21 protein-coding genes, 4 tRNA genes and 1 riboswitch are annotated in these 21,052 nt (G+C 59.2%); of the genes, 17 read left to right on the top strand and 8 right to left on the bottom strand.

From position 1 onward, the window contains the following. The first annotated feature begins 6 nt into the window (after positions 1–6). Complete coding sequence (gene astE / locus V6607_RS24965; protein WP_003214315.1) at positions 7–1,011, top strand: succinylglutamate desuccinylase; 1,005 nt, start codon at positions 7–9, stop codon at positions 1,009–1,011. Positions 1,012–1,141: 130 nt separating this feature from the next. Here the strand turns inward: astE and V6607_RS24960 are convergent, their stop codons facing one another. Further along, positions 1,142–1,651, bottom strand: a complete 510-nt coding sequence (locus V6607_RS24960) for a 6,7-dimethyl-8-ribityllumazine synthase (protein ID WP_003214313.1) — start codon at positions 1,649–1,651, stop codon at positions 1,142–1,144. 111 nt (positions 1,652–1,762) lie between these two features. After that, positions 1,763–1,932: riboswitch (FMN riboswitch) on the bottom strand. Between the two features lie 190 nt (positions 1,933–2,122). Here V6607_RS24960 and ltaE point away from each other — a divergent pair. From ltaE to mgtE, 8 genes are all read left to right on the top strand, one after another. After that, positions 2,123–3,127 (top strand): low-specificity L-threonine aldolase, encoded by a 1,005-nt coding sequence (gene ltaE / locus V6607_RS24955; protein ID WP_102606409.1) that lies wholly within the window; start codon positions 2,123–2,125, stop codon positions 3,125–3,127. Between the two features lie 146 nt (positions 3,128–3,273). After that, on the top strand, positions 3,274–5,892 hold the full coding sequence (alaS, locus tag V6607_RS24950; RefSeq protein ID WP_102369717.1) for an alanine--tRNA ligase: 2,619 nt from the start codon (positions 3,274–3,276) through the stop codon (positions 5,890–5,892). A gap of 95 nt (positions 5,893–5,987) precedes the next feature. Next, positions 5,988–7,229, top strand: coding sequence for an aspartate kinase (locus V6607_RS24945; protein ID WP_003214308.1), 1,242 nt, complete (start codon positions 5,988–5,990; stop codon positions 7,227–7,229). A gap of 186 nt (positions 7,230–7,415) precedes the next feature. Further along, positions 7,416–7,604: a carbon storage regulator CsrA gene (gene csrA, locus V6607_RS24940; RefSeq protein WP_002554426.1), complete on the top strand. Its 189-nt coding sequence runs from the start codon at positions 7,416–7,418 to the stop codon at positions 7,602–7,604. Positions 7,605–7,666: 62 nt separating this feature from the next. Continuing rightward, positions 7,667–7,757 (top strand) — tRNA-Ser (locus V6607_RS24935). Between the two features lie 109 nt (positions 7,758–7,866). After that, a tRNA-Arg gene (locus V6607_RS24930) sits at positions 7,867–7,943 on the top strand. 72 nt (positions 7,944–8,015) lie between these two features. Further along, positions 8,016–8,092, top strand: a tRNA-Arg gene (locus V6607_RS24925). Between the two features lie 339 nt (positions 8,093–8,431). Beyond that, the gene (mgtE, locus tag V6607_RS24920) at positions 8,432–9,874 is read left to right on the top strand and encodes a magnesium transporter (protein WP_003214265.1); all 1,443 of its coding nucleotides are present in this window, start codon (positions 8,432–8,434) and stop codon (positions 9,872–9,874) included. A 103-nt stretch (positions 9,875–9,977) separates the two neighbouring features. Here the strand turns inward: mgtE and V6607_RS24915 are convergent, their stop codons facing one another. The 3 genes from V6607_RS24915 to V6607_RS24905 all read right to left on the bottom strand — a co-directional run bounded on the left by V6607_RS24915 (position 9,978) and on the right by V6607_RS24905 (position 11,167). Next, on the bottom strand, positions 9,978–10,304 hold the full coding sequence (locus V6607_RS24915) for an Arc family DNA-binding protein (RefSeq protein WP_003175643.1): 327 nt from the start codon (positions 10,302–10,304) through the stop codon (positions 9,978–9,980). A gap of 435 nt (positions 10,305–10,739) precedes the next feature. Further along, positions 10,740–10,919 carry a PA3371 family protein gene (locus V6607_RS24910; protein ID WP_003214263.1) on the bottom strand — a complete coding sequence of 60 codons (180 nt, stop codon included), beginning with the start codon at positions 10,917–10,919 and terminating at the stop codon, positions 10,740–10,742. A 20-nt stretch (positions 10,920–10,939) separates the two neighbouring features. Then, positions 10,940–11,167, bottom strand: a complete 228-nt coding sequence (locus tag V6607_RS24905; protein ID WP_102604982.1) for a hypothetical protein — start codon at positions 11,165–11,167, stop codon at positions 10,940–10,942. 336 nt (positions 11,168–11,503) lie between these two features. Here V6607_RS24905 and V6607_RS24900 point away from each other — a divergent pair. Further along, positions 11,504–11,580, top strand: a tRNA-Arg gene (locus V6607_RS24900). 342 nt (positions 11,581–11,922) lie between these two features. Continuing rightward, on the top strand, positions 11,923–13,305 hold the full coding sequence (locus tag V6607_RS24895) for an MFS transporter (protein ID WP_102369716.1): 1,383 nt from the start codon (positions 11,923–11,925) through the stop codon (positions 13,303–13,305). A gap of 60 nt (positions 13,306–13,365) precedes the next feature. On the opposite strand, the gene V6607_RS24890 is transcribed toward V6607_RS24895, so the two are convergent. The 4 genes from V6607_RS24890 to flgA form a co-directional block, all read right to left on the bottom strand. After that, positions 13,366–14,115: a flagellar brake protein gene (locus V6607_RS24890; protein ID WP_087694479.1), complete on the bottom strand. Its 750-nt coding sequence runs from the start codon at positions 14,113–14,115 to the stop codon at positions 13,366–13,368. Positions 14,116–14,210: 95 nt separating this feature from the next. Further along, positions 14,211–14,678: a flagellar protein FlgN gene (locus V6607_RS24885; protein WP_003214256.1), complete on the bottom strand. Its 468-nt coding sequence runs from the start codon at positions 14,676–14,678 to the stop codon at positions 14,211–14,213. 48 nt (positions 14,679–14,726) lie between these two features. Then, the gene (flgM, locus tag V6607_RS24880; protein ID WP_003214254.1) at positions 14,727–15,050 is read right to left on the bottom strand and encodes a flagellar biosynthesis anti-sigma factor FlgM; all 324 of its coding nucleotides are present in this window, start codon (positions 15,048–15,050) and stop codon (positions 14,727–14,729) included. 142 nt (positions 15,051–15,192) lie between these two features. After that, the gene (gene flgA / locus V6607_RS24875; protein WP_032899382.1) at positions 15,193–15,957 is read right to left on the bottom strand and encodes a flagellar basal body P-ring formation chaperone FlgA; all 765 of its coding nucleotides are present in this window, start codon (positions 15,955–15,957) and stop codon (positions 15,193–15,195) included. Positions 15,958–16,037: 80 nt separating this feature from the next. On the opposite strand from flgA, the gene V6607_RS24870 reads away from it, so the two are divergent. The 6 genes from V6607_RS24870 to flgE all read left to right on the top strand — a co-directional run bounded on the left by V6607_RS24870 (position 16,038) and on the right by flgE (position 21,037). Further along, complete coding sequence (locus V6607_RS24870) at positions 16,038–16,970, top strand: chemotaxis protein CheV (protein ID WP_003214250.1); 933 nt, start codon at positions 16,038–16,040, stop codon at positions 16,968–16,970. Between the two features lie 43 nt (positions 16,971–17,013). Further along, positions 17,014–17,841 carry a protein-glutamate O-methyltransferase CheR gene (gene cheR, locus V6607_RS24865; RefSeq protein WP_003214248.1) on the top strand — a complete coding sequence of 276 codons (828 nt, stop codon included), beginning with the start codon at positions 17,014–17,016 and terminating at the stop codon, positions 17,839–17,841. A gap of 233 nt (positions 17,842–18,074) precedes the next feature. After that, on the top strand, positions 18,075–18,482 hold the full coding sequence (gene flgB / locus V6607_RS24860) for a flagellar basal body rod protein FlgB (RefSeq protein WP_003214246.1): 408 nt from the start codon (positions 18,075–18,077) through the stop codon (positions 18,480–18,482). A 3-nt stretch (positions 18,483–18,485) separates the two neighbouring features. Continuing rightward, the gene (gene flgC, locus V6607_RS24855; RefSeq protein WP_003214244.1) at positions 18,486–18,938 is read left to right on the top strand and encodes a flagellar basal body rod protein FlgC; all 453 of its coding nucleotides are present in this window, start codon (positions 18,486–18,488) and stop codon (positions 18,936–18,938) included. A 16-nt stretch (positions 18,939–18,954) separates the two neighbouring features. Beyond that, a complete protein-coding gene (flgD, locus tag V6607_RS24850; RefSeq protein WP_003214242.1) occupies positions 18,955–19,683 on the top strand; it encodes a flagellar hook assembly protein FlgD in 729 nt (242 codons plus the stop codon). 31 nt (positions 19,684–19,714) lie between these two features. Then, on the top strand, positions 19,715–21,037 hold the full coding sequence (gene flgE / locus V6607_RS24845; RefSeq protein WP_003214240.1) for a flagellar hook protein FlgE: 1,323 nt from the start codon (positions 19,715–19,717) through the stop codon (positions 21,035–21,037). Positions 21,038–21,052 lie beyond the last annotated feature (15 nt).

The following is a 21,052-nucleotide window of genomic DNA, read 5'->3' as shown; positions in this document are numbered from 1 at the left end:
CTGCGTATGCTCGCCCTCGGCAAACTGCTTGAACTGACCCTCGCCGGTCGCGAACCGGCGCAAAAAATTCAACTGACTGTCGACGGCGTGCAACTGCGCTGGCTCAGTGAGGGCGCGCTGGAAGTGCGGCCTCCTGAGGCGCGGGACAACGGCAGCGACGTGCTGCTGTCGTCCGGCATCCATGGCAACGAAACCGCGCCAATCGAATTGGCCGACCGCTTGCTGCAGGGCATCGCCCGTGGGGAGATCAAGCCCCGTACCCGTATCCTGTTCCTGTTCGGCAACCCCGAGGCCATGCGCCGTGGCGAGCGTTACCTCGAACTGGACGTCAACCGGCTGTTCAATGGCCGTCATGAACAAAACATCGGCCCTGAAGCCATGCGCGCCGCCGAGCTTGAACAGTTGGCCCGCACCTTCTTCAGCGTGCCTGGGCGTAGCCGTTTGCACTACGACCTGCACACCGCCATCCGTGGCTCGAAGATCGAGCAGTTCGCACTGTACCCGTGGAAGGACGGTCGCCAGCATTCACGTCGTGAACTGGCGCGCCTGCGAGCCGCCGGCCTGGAGGCGGTGCTGTTGCAGAACAAGACGTCGATCACCTTCACGGCGTTTACCTATGAGCAGCTGGAGGCCGAGTCCTTCACCCTGGAGTTGGGCAAGGCCCGGCCGTTCGGGCAGAACCAGGGCGTGGACGTATCGCGCCTGGAAACCCGCCTCACGCAGATCATCGAGGGCAACGAGCCGGCCACCGAGAGCCTGGATGGCCTGCAGCTGTTCAGCGTCTCCCGGGAAGTGATCAAGCACAGCGATACCTTCGTCCTGCATTTGCCGGCGGACGTGGAAAACTTTTCGGAGTTGGAGAAGGGTTATCTGCTGGCCGAGGACATTGCCAAGACCCGCTGGGTAATCGAAGAGGAGGGCGCGCGCATCATCTTCCCGAACCCGAAGGTCAAGAATGGCTTGCGAGCGGGGATATTGATTGTGCCGACTACGGATGCCGGCCTGGCCTGAACCCCGAGACCGACTCGGTCAAATGTGGGAGCGGGCTTGCTCGCGAAGGCGGTGTATCAGTCAGACATGTATTGACTGACACTCCGCTTTCGCGAGCAAGCCCGCTCCCACATTTGCTTTGCAGTGTTGCTTAAACCGCGAGAGCCCGTGGCTCATTGCGACGCAGTGCGCGAACCTTGTGCAGGGTGTCGGCGCAGGTGCGTGCCGCTTCCTGGCCCTTGTGCACGAAGTGCTCATAGAAGAACGTATGGTGCTCGCTGCCCGCGTGGAAGTGGTGCGGGGTCAGGGATACCGAGAACACCGGCACTTCGGTTTCCAGCTGGACCTGCATCAGGCCGCTGACCACGGACTGGGCCACGAACTCGTGACGGTAGATCCCGCCGTCCACCACCAGGGCGGCCGCGACGATACCGGCATAACGGCCGGACTTGGCCAGCAGCTTGGCGTGCAGGGGCATTTCAAAGGCGCCGCCGACTTCGAAGAAATCGATGTCCGATTCCTGGTAGCCCTGGGCGATCATTTCGGCGAGGAAACCTTTACGGGATTGGTCGACAATATCCTTGTGCCAGCAGGCCTGGATAAACGCGACGCGCTCGCCGTGATGGTTTTTGCTTTTGCTGTCGATTGCGGTGGGTTGCATGTTCTGACTCCTGTTTAAGAAAAAAACAGGGCGTTATGAATCGAATGGGATTTAAGGGTACGCACAGCGGGCTCATGTGAACATGACGTCAGCGCGGCCCTTAGGTGCCAATCCCGTTCTCTCTTCATCCGGACTATGACCGTCGGCCCCGGGATCACACCGGGTCTGCTGACCTTGTCGCCGTCCTGCCGAGGCAGTTCGAGGCGCCAAGCGCTCGCGGGCTATGCACGTTGCGTGCAATTACCGCCGGTGGGGAATTACACCCCGCCCTGAGAACGTTGCCGCCAGAACCCTGGCGGCGGAGAGTTTTTATCATGGTTTTTCAGAAACTGCACGGTTGGTTTATCGATAACCTATATCGGTTTGTTTGGTTGGTATTCGATTGTGCAAGCACGGGGCTTGATATTCCGCGGGTTTGCCCGCAGTAATCGTTAACACAAGAAACGCTCCAATCCGCTAGAGGCTAGTTTGATGAACGTGATTGACCTGCGCAGCGACACAGTGACCCAACCGACCCCTGGCATGCTCGAGGCGATGGCCACTGCCGCCAGCGGCGACGACGTCTACGGCGAGGACCCGAGCGTCAATCGCCTGGAAGCCGAACTGGCCAGGCGCCTGGGTTTTGCCGCCGCGTTGTTCGTGCCCACCGGCACCATGAGCAACCTGCTGGCATTGATGGCGCACTGTGAGCGTGGCGAGGAATACATCGTCGGTCAGCAGGCCCACACCTACAAATACGAAGGCGGCGGCGCGGCGGTTCTCGGCTCGATCCAGCCACAACCCCTGGAAGTGCAGGCCGACGGTTCCCTGAACCTGGAGCACGTGCTGGCGGCGATCAAGCCGGACGACTTCCACTTCGCCCGCACCCGCTTGCTGGCGCTGGAAAACACCATGCAGGGCAAGGTCCTGCCGCTGGAATACCTGGCGGCCGCGCGAGCCTTTACCCGGGAACACGGACTGGCCTTGCACCTGGACGGCGCGCGGCTCTACAACGCGGCGGTCAAGCTGGGTGTGGATGCACGGGAGATCGCCCAGCACTTCGATTCGGTGTCGGTGTGCCTGTCCAAGGGCCTGGGCGCGCCGATCGGCTCGGTGCTGTGCGGCTCCACCGCGTTGATCGCCAAGGCCCGTCGTTTGCGCAAGATGGTCGGTGGCGGCATGCGCCAGGCCGGTTCGCTGGCGGCGGCGGGGCTGTACGCCCTGGATCACCAGGTGCAGCGCCTGGCCGACGACCACGCCAATGCCCAATGGCTGGGGGATGAACTGCGCAAGGCGGGTTATACGGTGGAGCCGGTGCAGACCAACATGGTCTACGTCGACATCGGTGATCGAGCCCAGGCCTTGAAGGCGTTTGCTGCCGAGCGCGGGATCAAGTTGAGCGCGGCGCCGCGCCTGCGCATGGTCACGCACCTGGACGTCAGCCGGGCGCAGATCGAGCAAGTGCTCGCGACATTTGTCGAGTTTTCCCGGAAATGACAGTGCAGACCGTCTAATTGACTGTTTCTATCACATAAACACGCTGTACCACGGGCAAAGGGCCGATATAATGCGGCCCTTTGCCGTCGCTCCGTCTGATGACGTTTAGCACTGGCCTTTGGCCGCAGCCTCCGTGGAAGAACCTAATGAAAAGCGCAGAAATCCGTGAAGCCTTCCTTCGCTTCTTCGAAGAGCAAGGTCACACCCGTGTCGCCTCCAGCTCCTTGATCCCAGGCAATGACCCAACCCTGCTGTTCACCAACGCGGGGATGAACCAGTTCAAGGACTGCTTCCTGGGCCAGGAAAAGCGCGCCTACACCCGCGCCACCAGCAGCCAGAAGTGCGTACGCGCCGGCGGCAAGAACAGCGACCTGGAAAACGTGGGCTACACCGCCCGCCACCACACATTCTTCGAGATGCTGGGTAACTTCAGCTTCGGCGACTATTTCAAGAAAGACGCGATCACCTTTGCCTGGACCTTCCTGACCGGCGTGCTGAAGCTGCCGAAGGAAAAACTCTGGGTGACCGTCTACGCCACCGATGACGAAGCCTACGACATCTGGACCCAGCAAATCGGGGTGCCGGTCGAGCGCATGATTCGCATCGGCGACAACAAGGGCGCGCCTTACGCGTCCGACAACTTCTGGACCATGGGCGATACCGGCCCGTGCGGCCCGTGCACCGAGATTTTCTACGATCACGGCGCCGACATCTGGGGTGGCCCACCGGGCTCGCCGGAAGAAGACGGCGACCGCTACATCGAAATCTGGAACAACGTGTTCATGCAGTTCAACCGCACCGCCGATGGCGTGTTGCATCCGTTGCCAGCGCCGTCGGTGGACACCGGCATGGGCCTGGAGCGGATCAGTGCGGTGATGCAGCACGTTCACTCCAACTACGAGATCGACCTGTTCACCAACCTGCTGAGCGCTTCGGCGGCGGCCATTGGCTGTGCCAACGACAACCAGTCGTCGCTCAAGGTGGTGTCGGATCACATCCGTTCCTGCGGCTTCCTGATCGCCGATGGCGTGCTGCCGTCGAACGAAGGCCGTGGCTATGTGCTGCGCCGCATCATCCGTCGCGCCTGCCGTCACGGTAACAAGCTGGGCGCCACCGGCAGCTTCTTCTACAAGATCGTTGCCGCGCTGGTGGCCGAGATGGGCGATGCCTTCCCGGAACTCAAGCAGCAGCAAGCCAACATCGAGCGCGTGCTCAAGGCTGAAGAAGAGCAGTTCTCCAAGACCCTGGAGCACGGCCTGAAGATCCTCGAGCAGGACCTGGTCGAGCTCAAGGGCACCGTGGTGCCGGGCGACGTCGTGTTCAAGCTGTACGACACCTACGGTTTCCCGATGGACCTGACCGCCGACATCGCCCGCGAACGCGAGCTGACCATCGACGAGGCCGGGTTTGAGCGTGAGATGGAAGCCCAGCGCGTCCGTGCCCGTTCCGCCAGCTCCTTTGGCCTGGACTACAACACCCTGGTAAAGGTTGATGTGGCGACTTCGTTCATTGGTTACGAGGCCACCGTTGGCTCGGCCAAGATCGTGGCTATCTATAAGGACGGCAAGTCGGTCGACGTGCTGAACGAAGGTGACGAGGGCGTTGTGGTCCTCGACCAGACCCCGTTCTACGCTGAATCCGGTGGCCAGGTTGGCGACTGTGGTTTCCTGAGCTCCACCTCCGGTCGTTTTGAAGTGCGCGACACCACCAAGACCGGCGGTGCGTTCCTGCATCACGGCGTGCTGGTGCTGGGCAACCTGACCGTCGGCGCGCCGGTGGACACTCAGGTAGATGCCGACGTACGGCATGCAACTGCCTTGAACCATTCTGCCACTCACTTGCTGCACGCTGCGTTGCGTCAGGTGCTGGGTGAGCATGTGCAACAGAAGGGTTCGTTGGTCGATAGCCAGCGCCTGCGTTTTGACTTCAGTCATTTCGAGGCGATCAAGCCTGAGCAGTTGAAGGCCCTGGAAGACATCGTCAACGCCGAGATTCGCAAGAACACCCCGGTGGAAACCGAAGAAACCGATATCGAGAGCGCCAGGAAGAAAGGCGCCATGGCGCTGTTTGGCGAGAAGTACGGCGACGAAGTGCGCGTATTGAGCATGGGCGGCAGCTTCTCGGTGGAGCTGTGTGGTGGTATCCACGCCAGCCGTACCGGCGACATCGGCCTGCTGAAAATCATCAGCGAAGGCGGCGTGGCTTCCGGCGTACGTCGTATTGAAGCGATCACCGGTGCTGCGGCCCTGGCCTACCTCAATGCGGCAGAAGAACAACTCAAGGAAGCGGCCGGCCTGGTCAAGGGCAGCCGCGACAACCTGATCGACAAGCTCTCCGGCGTACTGGAGCGCAACCGTCAGCTGGAGAAACAGCTGGAGCAGTTGCAGGCCAAGGCGGCCAGCGCGGCGGGCGACGATCTGTCGGCTTCTGCCCTGGACGTCAAGGGTGTGAAAGTGCTGGCCGTACGCCTGGACGGTCAGGACGGCAAGGCGCTGTTGGCCTTGGTCGATCAGTTGAAGAACAAGCTCGGCCGCGCAGTGATCCTGCTCGGCAGTGTCCATGAGGAAAAGGTCGTTCTGGTTGCCGGTGTAACCAAAGACCTGACTGGCCAACTCAAGGCCGGTGATTTGATGAAGCAAGCCGCCGCGGCAGTGGGCGGGAAGGGCGGTGGTCGTCCGGACATGGCGCAAGGCGGTGGTGTTGACGCCGGCGCCCTGGACGCGGCCCTGGCCCTGACCGTGCCGTTTGTCGAGGCAGGTATTTAAGGCGCTGTTAATGAGCCCGTGGTCTAGTCGCGGGCTCAGTCAGTGCTGGTTGATTGAATAACAGGCGCCCCTTTACGGGCTGAGGCGGCTTAGAAATGGCTTTGATCGTACAGAAATTTGGAGGCACCTCGGTCGGTTCTGTCGAAAGAATCGAGCAGGTCGCCGACAAGGTTAAGAAATTCCGCGATGCCGGCGATGACCTGGTGGTGGTGCTGTCGGCCATGAGCGGCGAGACCAATCGCCTGATCGATCTGGCCAAGCAAATCAGTGGCGATCAGCAACCGGTTCCCCGTGAACTGGACGTGATCATTTCCACCGGTGAGCAGGTGACCATCGCATTGCTGGCCATGGCGCTGAACAAGCGTGGTGTGCCGGCGGTGTCCTACACTGGCAACCAGGTCCGCATTCTTACGGATAGCGCGCACACTAAAGCCCGCATCCTGCAGATTGATGACCAGAAGATTCGCGCTGACCTGAAAGCCGGTCGTGTGGTAGTTGTCGCCGGTTTCCAGGGCGTCGACGAGCACGGCAACATCACCACCCTCGGTCGTGGCGGTTCCGACACCACTGGCGTGGCTCTGGCGGCAGCCCTGAAGGCTGACGAATGCCAGATCTACACCGATGTGGATGGCGTCTACACCACTGACCCGCGGGTTGTGTCCGTGGCTCAGCGCCTGGACAAGATCACCTTCGAAGAGATGCTGGAAATGGCCAGTCTCGGTTCCAAGGTGTTGCAGATCCGTGCCGTTGAGTTCGCCGGCAAGTACAACGTTCCGCTGCGCGTACTGCACAGCTTCAAGGAGGGTCCGGGCACCCTCATTACTATTGATGAAGAGGAATCCATGGAACAGCCGATCATTTCCGGTATCGCTTTCAACCGTGATGAAGCCAAGCTGACTATCCGTGGCGTGCCAGACACCCCGGGCGTGGCTTTCAAGATCCTGGGCCCTATCAGTGGCGCGAACATCGAAGTCGACATGATCGTGCAGAACGTCTCGCACGATAACACCACCGATTTCACCTTCACCGTGCACCGCAACGAGTACGATGCGGCGGAGCGGATCCTGCAGAACACCGCGAAGGAAATCGGCGCCCGTGAAGTGGTCGGCGATACGAAGATTGCCAAGGTGTCGATCGTGGGTGTGGGCATGCGTTCCCATGCGGGCGTTGCCAGCCGCATGTTCGAAGCCCTGGCCAAGGAAAGCATCAACATCCAGATGATCTCCACATCGGAAATCAAGGTGTCGGTGGTGATCGAAGAGAAGTACCTGGAACTGGCTGTACGCGCACTGCATACCGCTTTTGAGCTGGACGCTCCGGCCCGACAGGGCGAGTGATGCGTTGCCAGGAAGGCGCGGTTATCCGCGCCTTTCATTTTTTTGCCGGGTGTGTGGTTAAGACCTGTTCTTTTACCTGCGCTCGACAATACTTAGGCGTGTAGGGCTATGGCCATTTGGTTGTAGGTCGAATGCCTTTTTTTTGCAGACTGTTGTTCCCGAAATGAAATGCGTGAGGAGAAAGGTATGCTGATTCTGACTCGTCGATGCGCAGAAAGCCTGATTATTGGTGATGGCGAAATCACCGTGACCGTGCTCGGCGTCAAAGGCAATCAAGTGCGTATCGGGGTTAACGCTCCGAAAGAGGTGGCTGTCCACCGCGAGGAAATCTACCTGCGGATCAAGAAAGAGAAGGACGAAGAACCAAGCCATTAATTTTTATCGTTTTTTATGTTTGCAAACGGGGATGAAGCTGGTTAATATACGCCCCGTGTTGCGGAGAGCTGGCCGAGTGGCCGAAGGCGCTCCCCTGCTAAGGGAGTACACCTCAAAAGGGTGTCGGGGGTTCGAATCCCCCGTTCTCCGCCATTATTTGCTTAGTACGTTGCAATCTGGTTTTTTTCGCTAAGTTGTTGAAACTAAACGAAAAAATAGCTTTACATAGAGATTGAACGGCCTATAATGCGCGGCAACAAATGCACTCGTAGCTCAGCTGGATAGAGTACTCGGCTACGAACCGAGCGGTCACAGGTTCGAATCCTGTCGAGTGCACCATTTAAGAGTTAGTTGCAGCAATGCAGGTAGCTTGGCTTCAACCAGTTGTGATCTGGTCTAAAAACACAATCTGCACTCGTAGCTCAGCTGGATAGAGTACTCGGCTACGAACCGAGCGGTCACAGGTTCGAATCCTGTCGAGTGCACCAAACAACAAAAAGCCCGCCTAGTGCGGGCTTTTTGCCGTCTGGGGTTTTTATTTCCCGGGGCGCCTTTTTCTCCCGCCCATGTGTTTTCCTCTCAAGCTGCGTCGTCGCAGTTCATATGTGTGGCCAATGCTCAGCTTTGTGTCGCAAGCGCTTGTTCTTTCCAGTTTTTTGACGTTAAACGCGGCCGCCCGGTGTATCATTGCGCCCGTCAGCCCCGCCGGGGCTTGTGGAACACCTCCATGGACTTACCCAGTAGTTACTCAGTACCCCGTTTTACCAATCATGAATTGACTGATTGATCCTTCCGGCGTGCCCCGCTGCTGGGAGTGGAGTTCGCCTATGACCGAAGTTGAAGTAAAGAAAACACAAGAAAGCCTGCAGGATCGCCTGGCTCAAGTCGTCGAGCTGCTGCAGCGCCAGCGCGTGGTCGAAGACCTGACGCATCGCCAGGAAGGCGCGAACAATGACCGGGTCGAGAACCTGGTCCACCGGCAAAACCTTGTCGAGCTGCAACGCAAGCTCGATGACCTGCACTCCGCCGACGTTGCCTACATCCTCGAAGCCTTGCCGCTGAATGACCGCCTGACCCTTTGGCAGTTGGTCAAGGCTGACCGCGACGGCGACATCCTCCTCGAAGTATCCGACTCGGTCCGTGAAACGCTGATCGCCGACATGGACGATCACGAGCTCCTGGCGGCCGCCAAGGACATGGATGCCGACGAACTCGCTGACCTGGCTTCCGAGCTGCCGCGTGACGTCGTCCATGAGCTGATGGAGACCCTCGATGGCCAGCAGCGCGAGCGTGTGCGCTCGGCGTTGTCCTACGACGAGGAGCAGGTCGGTGCGTTGATGGACTTCGAGATGGTCACCATCCGTGAAGACGTCAGCCTGGAAGTGGTTCTGCGCTACCTGCGCCGGTTGAAAGAGCTGCCAGGCCACACCGACAAGCTGTTCGTGGTCGACTACGAAGGGATCCTCAAGGGCGTACTGCCGATCAAGCGCCTGCTGGTCAATGATCCGGACAAAAAAGTCGCGGACGTCATGGCCAGTGACCCGGTGAGTTTCCATCCGGACGAAGACGCTTACGACGCGGCCCAGGCGTTTGAGCGTTATGACTTGATCTCGGCCCCGGTGGTCGACAAGAACGGCAAGCTGATCGGCCGTCTGACCATCGATGAAATGGTCGACCTGATTCGTGAGGAGAGCGAAAGCGAAGTCCTCAACATGGCCGGTCTGCGGGAAGAAGAGGATATTTTTGCGTCGGTCTGGAAGTCCCTGCGTAACCGCTGGGCCTGGCTGGCGGTGAATTTGATTACCGCGTTTATTGCTTCACGGGTGATCGGCCTGTTTGAAGGCTCCATCGAGAAGCTCGTGGCCCTGGCTGCACTGATGCCGATTGTGGCGGGTATTGGCGGTAACTCGGGTAACCAGACCATCACCATGATCGTCCGCGCCATGGCGCTGGATCAGGTGGGGACCGGGCATGGCAAGCGTTTGATGCGCAAGGAGCTTGCGGTCGCGCTGATCAACGGCCTGGTGTGGGGCGGTGTCATCGGTATCGTGGCGTACCTGCTGTATGGCAGCTGGTCGCTCGGCGTGGTCATGACGGCGGCCATGACGCTTAACCTGCTGCTGGCAGCGTTGATGGGGGTTCTGATTCCAATGACCTTGGTGCGCCTTGGACGAGACCCGGCGATGGGCGCCAGTGTGATGATCACGGCCATGACCGACAGTGGCGGCTTCTTCATCTTCCTGGGCCTGGCAACCATCTTCCTGCTTTGATCCCTTCCATGGATCGGGGGCATTTGCCCCTTGATCCTTTCCTGACCAAATCCCGGGCAAAAAAAAGCCAGCGCATGGCTGGCTTTCAGCTTTCAGTTGCCAATCAGTTGGCTTCTGCAGCTGCCTCAACGTCGTGGGCGATCAGCGAGACGAGAGCATTTTGCTGGCGGTGGGAGAGCTGACGAAAACGCTGCAGCAGTTCGCGTTCGTGCAGTGACAGCTCGGGGCTGTCCAGGCGCATGCTCAGCTCGTCGCCCAGCGCACCTTCCTGAATCAGGCTTTGTTCCAGGCGTGCGATGATTTCGGAGTTCATGCTGCGGTGATGATTGCGAGCCACCTCGGCAATGCGTTCCCGCATTCCGTCTGGCAGACGTACGACGAACTTGTCAGCCGTACGGCTGGAATAAATTGCCTGTTTCAATGGGCGCATATATTTAACCGGTTAGTTCAGGGGAGCGGTTTTTGGAATTGGCCGCAAGATGCATGTTAGGACAAGGTTTGCTGCCAAATGTTCAACCTGAATTGCAAAGAGGCCGCATCATGCCTCAGATTTGCCAGTTCCTTGGCGTCAATTCTGTGACAAATATTGAACCGGCTACCGGCTTTATGCCAGTACTCATTTCAAAATTTGCGGACTGGTTGGAAAACTTTCCGCGGACGCACCCAAATGAGTGTTGAGCCCGCAGACCCTGGGCGCAAAAGGCTTTTCGGGCGCACATCCTATAGCAATATGGCCTTTTGCCCTTAACTTTAAGATTAGTGGCAAATTGCCAATTTACGAATGCGGAGCGACATATGGTCGGCTGTCCGGACGGACGAGCCGAGGCGTGGCAGCGATTTTAGCGAGGGCGACGAGCGGAGGGATTCAGCGCAGTACGGGATCGAATTTGATGCGCCGACCAATGAAGACTGCCAATACCCACAGGCTGCCAAACACGCCGGCGGCGACGAAGGAGACTGTCTGTACGTCTTGCGACAATACGTTCAGGCCGAGGCCGGCGGCGGCCAGTGCCAGGGTCAGAAACAGCCAGGCGGACTTGTTCATGGAATGCTCCGGTAAGCGGTTCAGAAAACCCAGTGTTCAGCGGCAGGAGCAGCTTGAGTGCCCTGGGTCAGTTGCAGTGGGGATTGCATGTTCGGCTTCATGACAGCCAGTTGCGGGCGCTGCTGCAGGTGATGGGGAATCGCCTGGCTGACCTGCGCGGCGTCGTCGGAAGTGGTGGACTGAAAATGGAACATCACCAGCGCAGCCAGTGCAACGGTATTGAGGGCTAGTAGAAGTGCGCTGTTCATGTGCATGTTCTCCGCAGATGGCTGGGCCGGACTGTATTTGTAGGATAAAGGATTGCAGGTGTCGTGCCAGTCTTTAATTGACAATAAATCCTTTAAAATCAGACATTTATATAGCGTCCAGATTGCCATGCTGTTGCAATTTGCAATGATGGCATTTTGGGGGAGTGCATTTTGCACGATGGTCCGAACCGTCCGTAATCGTTGAGCGGAATACCACCGGGTGTCACTGGCATGGGCCTACACTCAAAAAGCCAACGGACGACATGACAAAATTCACCTGCGCCGTTAACATGCACGCCGTCCGTCGCCGTGCCCATCGCCGGTTGGCTGTCATTAGTCCCAGTAGCTCAATTGGATAGAGCATCCCCCTCCTAAGGGGAAGGTTGGCCGTTCGAACCGGCCCTGGGACACCACTTCACCGTTGCTGCCCATGCGGCCTCGACGTCCGCAAGCCCCGATCAGATTTATCTGGCGGGGCTTTTTTGTGGCCGGGCGTTTGAGTGCGGCAGACTTTTCAAACACCAACCGAACCTTGCCCGCGTTTGAGGTTCACACGGGAGGCAAGAACGGGGCGGCGCAAGTATTCGTCTGCATCGTGTACCTCGCGGGTGACTGGCGAGCGTCTGACACGTAGCCAATTGGCATGAGCAAAATATTCCCCGGCAACCGCATGTTTTGGCTGTCCGGACCCGACGACCCGGGACTATCATTCCGGTAGTCCTGACACCCACAGCAAGGAGCCGCTCGGAACGCCGATGCGCCAGATCTGGAAACCTTTTCGAGCCCTTTATTTTGCTTCCCTGATGATGCTGATCGGCTCTGGCCTGCTCAGTACTTACCTGGCCTTGCGCCTGGCGGCAGATCACGTCGACAGCCTGTGGGTCGGTGCGTTGATGGCCGCCAACTATTTTGGCCTGGTGTTGGGGGGCAAGATCGGTCACCGCCTGATTGGCCGCGTCGGGCATATCCGGGCCTACGCCACCTGTGCCGGGATCGTCGGCGCGGCGGTGTTGGGCCACGGGCTGATCAACTGGCTGCCAGCCTGGATTGTGCTGCGGATGATTGTCGGCCTGGGCATGATGTGCCAGTACATGGTCATCGAGAGCTGGCTTAACGAACAGGCTGAAGCCAAGCAACGCGGTGCGGTGTTCAGCGGCTATATGATCGCCTCGTACCTGGGCCTGGTGCTGGGCCAGTTGATCCTTGTGATGCACCCGCAGTTGGGGCTTGAGTTGCTGATGCTGGTCGCGCTGTGTTTTGCGCTGTGCCTGGTGCCGGTGGCCATGACTCGCCGCATTCACCCGGCGCCGCTGCATCCGGCGCCGATGGAGCCGCGCTTCTTTATCAAGCGGGTGCCGCAGTCCCTCAGTACGGTGTTGGGGGCCGGGCTGATCGTCGGTTCGTTCTACGGTTTGGCGCCGCTGTACGCGTCTCAGCAAGGGCTGACCACCGAGCAGGTCGGCCTGTTCATGGGTAGCTGCATTTTCGCCGGGCTGCTGGTGCAGTGGCCATTGGGCTGGCTGTCCGATCGATATGACCGCGCGCTGTTGATTCGCTGTTTCGCCTTGTGCCTGGCGGTGGCCGCGTTGCCGTTGGCGATCATGACCCAGGTACCACTGGAAGTGCTGTTCGTCGCGGGCTTTCTCTGTTCCCTGGTGCAGTTCTGCCTGTACCCGCTGGCTGTGGCGTTTTCCAACGACCACGTCGAGGGTGATCGCCGGGTGTCGCTCACTGCGATGTTGCTGGTGACCTACGGCATCGGCGCCAGTGTCGGCCCGCTGTTGGCCGGTGTGGTGATGAAGCTGTTCGGCAGCCATATGCTGTATGCGTTTTTCAGCGTGTGCGCATTGATCCTGGTGTGGCGCATCCGGCCCAAGGCGGTCACCAACCTGCATCAGGTGGACGACGCACCGCTGCATCACGTGGCGATGCCCGACAGCATGTCCAGCTCGCCCCTGGTAGCATGCCTCGATCCGCGAGTGGACGAACAGGTGGTGCAGGACCAGATGCAGACCGCCGTTGTGGATCCCGAGCCAGTAGTCGATCCCGAACTGGATCAGCCGGAGCCTGTCACCGAGCCACCAGAGCATCCGGACCCGGATGATCACCCCCACGACTTGAGCAGGGCGCGCCCCTGAAAGCAAAAACGGGCAGCCCCCTTGAGGGACTGCCCGTTTTTTTGTCGCGACCTTTATTGTTTAAAGGTCGTCGTCCTTGTCAAACCGGCGCGCTTCACGCTGCAGTTGATACACAAACCGCTCGACCTGACGCTGCACCAGCCCGCTCATGTTATGAAAACGTAGGCCGGCGAAGGTGGTGTTGATCCTTTCTTCGAAGTGCAGGTAACGCAGTTCTACCGAGGTGGTCATGCTGCCAAAGGGTAGCGCGGCGATAAATCGGTCGTAGACCTGGCCCAGTTGCAGGCGCTCGGAAATATCCCCTTCGAAGCGCAATTTGCAGCCGGTGGCGGAAATATCCAGCAACTTGCCGCTGATGGGGGCCTTGAGTTTGTCGCCGCCCAGTTCGACGCTCACCAGTTGCGCCAGCTTCAGCGCCGCGCGGAAGGCGTTGCGACGCTGATGGTAAATCACCTCGCCAGGCATGCTGCCGCGGTAAATACGGTGGCCGCCGGCTTCATCGAGGGTCAGGGTGCCGTTGCTTTCCCAGGCTACCCGCACCCCCTCGTGAAAACCTTCGATCCGGAAAGCTTCGCCATTCTCGAGGTAGCGTTCGCCGTCGCGCGGGACCATTTCGTCCAGGGCCAGTGTCTTGCTGTCCCGGTCGATTTCCACCAGGTAGCTTTGAAACCGCTGGTTGCGTTCATGGAAGGTGATGATCAGCGGATCATGGCTTTCTTGCAGCATCCGCAAGGTGCCAGCGATTTCCAGCGGCGTGGTGAGTACCTTGGGTGGCTGCGGAGCATCTTCCGCGTTAAGGGCGTTGAACACGGTTCTTCCATCTCCAGACAAAATACGACTACACGCAAGTGCTGTCATTTTGCCAGTATGTGGCGCGACTTGGATAGGGCGCGCTCAAACTGGTTTCAGGCTTGGCTGCGGGTGCTTGGCTTGGCCAGGCGTGAGGTGGAGCCTTGAGCGTTGTAGAGAGCCGGAGGCTCGCCGCCGTGGAGAATACGCAACTGATTGGCGGTCGTGGCTTGCTGAAGCTGGATGGCCTGGCCGTTGAGGAGGTTGGTTTCCTGGCACAGGGTCAGCAACTGGTTGAGTTCTTTGCTCTGGGCCAGCAACTGGTCGCCCACCGTGGAGTGGCTGGCGAGTTGTTCCAGGCCCTTGTGGTCGGCCGTGAGGCCCAGGCTGATCAGAATCTGGCTGCGCTTCTTGCCGTGCTGTTCCAGCAGGACGATCAGCGATTGCTTGCGCGCCAGGATTTCTTCCAGCATGCGCATGTCCCGGCCGTACAGGGCCAGTGATTCTTCTCGAAGGAGCTCCAGCAGCTGCTGTGCGGGAGGCAGGTCTTCAATGATCAGTTGTAGCAAGTTTTCGTCGTGCATGGCTGGCCTTGGGGTTTAAGCGTCCAAAAGCCTGGCGCAGGCCTTTGCCTAGCGCTCGGCTTCGAAGTTAAGCAGTTTGCTGGCTACACGGTTGCTGTCGACCTTATAGCTGCCATCGGCAATCGCCTGTTTCAATTCGGCCACACGGGCTTTATTGACAACTGGCTGATCGCTCAGCGAGTCAGTGACCTTCTGCAACTGTTGAGCCTCATTGCTCAGGTGTACCGATTCCCCGCTTTGGCTCGCACCGGCCTGTTCTGTCTTGGCAGGCAGAGGCTGGGACTTGGCTTCAACGCTGTCTTTGGCACCGTTGGTGCGCGAAGAACCGGGCGTTGGCAGGGCGTTATTCAAACGACTGAAATCGATGACCATGTTAAAAAAACCTCTGGGTATTTGGACGCTTGCCATGTTTTCGGCCATACCCGGACAAACTTTAGGCTCGATTGACAATAAACCTATGCGCGATGCCGCTTTGCGCACAGTGTAGGAAAAGCTGGCGTCCGATGCCAGTGATCTATAAAGCCACCTCAACCTGCCCCGGCGCAGTCACCCGGGCCTTGATCACGCGGTTGGAATTCAGGTTCTTGACGCGAATCTGTTCACTCATGCCGCCGTTGGACAGGGCTTCCCCCGGCATTTTTACATTCAGGCCACCGCTGCTGGCGGAAATCACCACCTGGTCACCTTTGCGCACGACTTCGGCCTGCTCGAGATGGACCAGGGTAATCACCTGGTCAGCAACCATTGGTCGGGTAAGTTTCTGCCCGAGTGCCTGGTCAAGGGACGTGAGGTAGCTCTGGGTGATCATGCTGATGTCGCGCTCACGCATCGCGACGTCATCATAACCAATGATTCCGGTACGTTTCAGCGGGCGCGTCACCACCACCACTTCGCGAAACAGTTTGACCTGGGCGGGCACGAACACCGTCCAGGGCGAGGCGCCTTCGCAGCGCACTTTCACGGTCACGCGCCCGATGGGCTGGGCGGGGCTTTCCAGGGAAGCTGTCAATTCTCTGTCGCACATGGGCATGCGCAGGCGCGGATCCAGCTGGTTGACCTGGATTTCGTAGCGGCCCGGTGTCTGCGTCGTGGCCAGATAATCTTCTACAGTGAACTCAAGAAAGCCTTGAGTGACGCCGATAAGCAGATCAGGCAAGGTGACGTTATCGGCGCGGGCCGGCTGGCCCGTAGCCAAGGCAAGCAACGCCATCGAGACGCAGAGCAATCTGCGGTACTGTGGGGATCGGAGGCGTCGGGAAACTGTCGTTTTGATGTCCATGGCCAATAAAAAAGCAAAGCTCGTGCCGTTTAGTGTTGGGTACGCGTCGTACCCCTAAGTTTTAGCGTAGGAGTCTGGGCATGGCCGGTGTAATGGATTCAGTGAACCAGCGCACACAGCTGGTGGGGCAGAATCGCCTGGAGTTGCTGTTGTTCCGTCTGGACGGCAAGCAGCTGTACGGGATTAATGTCTTCAAGGTTCGCGAAGTGCTGCAGTGTCCCAAGCTGACAATAATGCCCAAGTCCAGCCCGGTGGTTTGCGGTGTGGCGAACATTCGTGGCGCGACCATCCCGATTCTTGACCTGGCAATGGCCACCGGTTCGGCGGGGTTGCAGGACCGCGAGAGCCCATTCGTGATCATTACCGAGTACAACACCAAGACCCAGGGTTTCCTGGTGCGCTCGGTGGAGCGCATCGTCAACATGAACTGGGAAGAGATCCATCCGCCGCCCAAGGGCACCGGTCGCGATCACTACCTCACGGCGGTGACGCGGGTCGACAACCAGTTGGTGGAAATCATCGACGTGGAGAAAATCCTCGCCGAAGTGGCCCCGACCTCCGAGGCGATATCGGTGGGTGTGGTAGACGCCGAAACCGCGCACAAGGCGATCTCGCTGCGGGTGCTGACGGTGGACGACTCTTCGGTCGCGCGCAAGCAGGTGTCCCGTTGCCTGCAGACCGTTGGGGTCGAAGTGGTCGCGCTCAATGACGGTCGCCAGGCCCTGGATTACCTGCGCAAGCTGGTGGATGAGGGCAAGAAGCCGGAAGAAGAATTCCTGATGATGATCTCCGACATCGAGATGCCGGAAATGGACGGCTACACCCTCACGGCCGAGATACGCAACGACCCACGCATGCAAAAACTACATATCATCCTGCATACTTCGTTGTCGGGTGTATTCAATCAGGCGATGGTCAAGAAGGTCGGTGCCGATGACTTCCTGGCCAAATTCCGCCCTGATGACCTGGCATCCCGGGTAGTCGACCGGATCAAGGCAGCAGATCACGGCTAGGGGCCTTTTCCCTGGCGGTCACACGATTTAAGAGGCGGTATCATTGTCTACGGGTAATTTGGATTTCGAACAGTTCCGGGTCTTCCTGGAAAAGGCCTGTGGCATATTGCTCGGTGAAAACAAGCAGTACCTGGTATCCAGCCGTCTCAACAAACTGATGGAGCAGCAAGGCATCAAGTCCCTCGGGGAGTTGGTGCAACGGATCCAGGGCCAGCCACGCAGCGGGCTCAAGGAGATGGTGGTCGACGCCATGACCACCAACGAAACCTTGTGGTTTCGCGATACCTATCCGTTTGAAGTGCTCAAGAACAAGGTGCTGCCCGAGGCGATCAAGGCCGCTCCCGGCCAGCGTCTGCGCATCTGGTCGGCGGCCTGTTCGTCGGGACAGGAACCGTATTCGATTTCGATGGCCATCGATGAGTTCGAGCGGACCAACATGGGCCAGTTGAAAGCCGGGGCGCAAATCGTGGCCACGGATTTGTCCGGCACCATGCTCACCAACTGCAAGACCGGCGAGTACGACAGCCTGGCGCTGGGGCGCGGGTTGTCCCAGGAGCGCTTGCAGCGTTTCTTCGATCCCAAGGGAGCAGGGCGTTGGGCGGTCAAGGCGCCGATCAAGAGCCGGGTGGAGTTTCGTTCGTTCAACCTGCTGGACAGTTATGCCAGCCTGGGCAAGTTCGACATGGTGTTTTGCCGCAACGTGCTGATCTACTTCTCGGCCGAGGTGAAGAAAGACATTCTGTTGCGCATCCACGGCACCCTCAAGCGTGGCGGTTATCTGTTCCTGGGGGCTTCCGAGGCGCTGAACGGTTTGCCGGATCATTACCAGATGGTGCAGTGCAGTCCTGGAATCATTTACCAGGCCAAGTGATGAGTGCTTGGACAAAAAGGGAGGCCTGCACAGGCCTCCCTTTTTTATGGCCGCAAAGCGGCAAGCCCTCATTGCCGCTTTACTGGCGTTTCGCGGAAACCCTTTGCCGCTTTTCTGGCATTGCCGCCGGCAATTCCCTCTCAAACCCTTGATTTACGGGGATCAAGCAACTTGGCATGGCCCTTGCTAAATCCTTGTTACGAAAAGCAGGTCAGCCCCTAAAGGTTTCCGCCATGAGCATCAGCTTCGATAAAGCGCTCGGTATCCACGAACAAGCACTGGGCTTTCGCGCCCAGCGTGCCGAAGTCCTGGCCAACAACATCGCCAACGCCGACACCCCGAACTACAAGGCTCGGGACCTGGACTTCTCTGCCGTGCTCGCCGCCCAGCAAGACAAGACCAAGAACGGCACCTTCGCCCTGAACATGACCAACAGCCGTCATATCGAGGCGCAAGGCCTGGGCAATGGTGACGAGTCGCTGCTGTATCGCACGCCGATGCAACCGTCGATCGACCAGAACACCGTGGACGCCCAGTTGGAGCAATCGGCCTACGCCGAGAACTCAGTGAACTTCCAGGCCAGCTTCACCCTGCTCAACAGCAAATTCAAAGGGCTGATGTCAGCCCTGCGTGGAGAATAAGCCATGTCCCTCGCCAGTGTTTTCAATATTGCCGGTAGTGGCATGAGTGCGCAGACCACGCGCCTCAACACCGTCGCCAGTAACATCGCCAACGCCGAGACCGTGTCTTCGAGCATTGACCAGACCTACCGCGCCCGGCACCCGGTGTTCGCCACCATGTTCCAGGGCGGCCAGGGCGGCCAGAGTGGCAGCGGCGATTCGCTGTTCCAGAACCAGGATGCCGCAGGCCAGGGCGTGCAGGTGCTCGGTGTGGTCGAAGACCAGAGCAACCTCGAAGCCCGCTACGAGCCGAACCACCCTGCCGCGAACGAAAAAGGGTACGTGTACTACCCCAACGTCAACGTGGTCGAGGAAATGGCCGACATGATTTCCGCCAGCCGCTCGTTCCAGACCAACGCGGAAATGATGAACACCGCCAAAACCATGATGCAGAAGGTCCTGACCCTGGGTCAGTGATAAGGGGCGCCAAATAATGGCCATTGTTGATAACAGTTCGACGAACACGGCAGTCCAGGACCTTTTTAATTCCAAGGTCAAGACGGCGACAGATAACACCAGCGTCGGTGACGCCGCCAAGTCGGCGACGGGCAACCAGGCGATGGGCAAGGACGCGTTCCTGCAATTGCTGGTGACCCAGCTGAAAAACCAGGACCCGCTGTCGCCCCAGGACAATGGCGCGTTCGTCGCACAGTTGGCGCAGTTCAGCAGTCTGGAAGGCATCAACAACCTGAATGACTCGGTGAATGCGATTTCCAGCAACTTCAGCTCCTCCCAGGCGCTGCAGGCTTCGTCGCTGGTGGGGCGTTCGGTCATCACCCAGACCGACAAGGCGATGGTGGATACCAGCAAGAGCATGACCGGTTCCGTGGCGGTGACGGCGGCGACGGGCAACGTCTCCGTCAAGATCACCGACAAGGATGGCAACGTCGTTCGCACCATCGACATGGGCGCCCAGAGCGCCGGCAACTCCAGCTTCGTCTGGGACGGCAAGACCGATGCGGGTGAGACGGCGCCACCCGGCACCTACACCTTCAATGCCACCACCAAGAATGACAAGGGTGACTCGGTGGCCCTCGCCACCTCGCTGCCGGCAACGGTGACCAGCGTAACCCTGGGTACGAACGGCGCTGAAATGGTGCTGAACCTGGCGGGCGGCCTGGGCAGTATCAAGCTGTCGCAAATTCAGACTATCGGTACATAGAGCCGGCTAAATACGGCAAAAGGAGAGAACAATGTCTTTTAACATCGGCCTTAGCGGCCTCTATGCGGCCAACAAACAACTGGACGTGACGGGCAATAACATCGCCAACGTCGCGACCACCGGCTTCAAGTCGTCCCGTGCGGAATTCGCGGATATCTACGCGGCTTCCAAGCTGGGTACCGGCCAGAACAGCATCGGCAATGGCGTGAACCTGGCGGCCGTGTCCCAGCAGTTCACCCAGGGTGACGTCAACAACAGCGGCGGCACGCTCGACATGGCGATCCAGGGCGGCGGCTTCTTCGTGCAGAAGGGCAGCGACGGTTCGCTGGAATACACCCGCAACGGTGCGTTCCGGGCCGACAAGGACGGCTACATCACCAACAACACCGGCACCTCGCGCCTGCAAGGCTACGCAGCGGATGCCGATGGCAACATCCAGAAGGGCGGCTTGACCGACCTGCAGCTCAACCTGTCGTACCTGCCGCCGAAGGCTTCGAGCAAGGTGGATTCCACCAGTAACCTGAACTCCTCCGAGACGGCGATCGACCAGACGGCGCACCCGTTTGATCCGACCAAATCGGACAGCTTCACCACTCAATATTCCACCACGCTGTACGATACGCAGGGCAACGCGCATCCGATGGTGCAGTACCTGGTGAAGACCGACTCCAACACCTGGAAGTCCTACACCCTGATCGATGGGCGCAACCCTGACGGCTCGCCGATCAGCGGCACCGGTACTGACGTGAAAGCGCCAGTCGCCTCGACGCTGTCGTTTGACACCTCCGGCAAGCTGACCGGGATCGTTACCCCGCCAGCCACCGCTTCCAATACCACCCTGACCATTTCCGACTGGAAGCCGGGCGGCCTGGTCAATGGTGTCTGGACGCCTAACGGTGCGGCCGCCAACGCAGACGGCGTGGCCGTCAACATGGGCAACATCACCCAGTACAACTCCGCCACCTACCGCAACCCGCCGACCACCGATGGCTACGCCACCGGGCAAATCACCGGGCTGAAAATCGACGGCAGCGGTGTACTGTTCGCCACGTTCAGCAACCAGCAGAGCAAGGCCATCGGCCAGATCTCCCTGGCCAGCTTCAACAACGAGCAGGGCCTGCAGCCAGCCGGCGGCACCACCTGGAAAGAAACCTTCGCGTCGGGCCAGCCGGGTTTTGATACCCCGCAAGTCGGTACCCTGGGTTCGATCGTGGCCAACTCCCTGGAGAACTCCAACGTCAACCTGACCAACGAGCTGGTGGACCTGATCAAGGCCCAGAGCAACTATCAGGCGAACGCCAAGACCATCTCCACCCAAAGCACCATCATGCAGACCATCATTCAGATGACCTGATGTTGTCGCTTTAAC

Origin of the sequence: Pseudomonas sp. KK18 (genome assembly GCF_037094675.1) — a bacterium.
Taxonomy (GTDB): domain Bacteria; phylum Pseudomonadota; class Gammaproteobacteria; order Pseudomonadales; family Pseudomonadaceae; genus Aquipseudomonas.
Note: the sequence above shows the minus strand (reverse complement) of the source record. Positions and strands in the feature narration are given on the sequence as shown.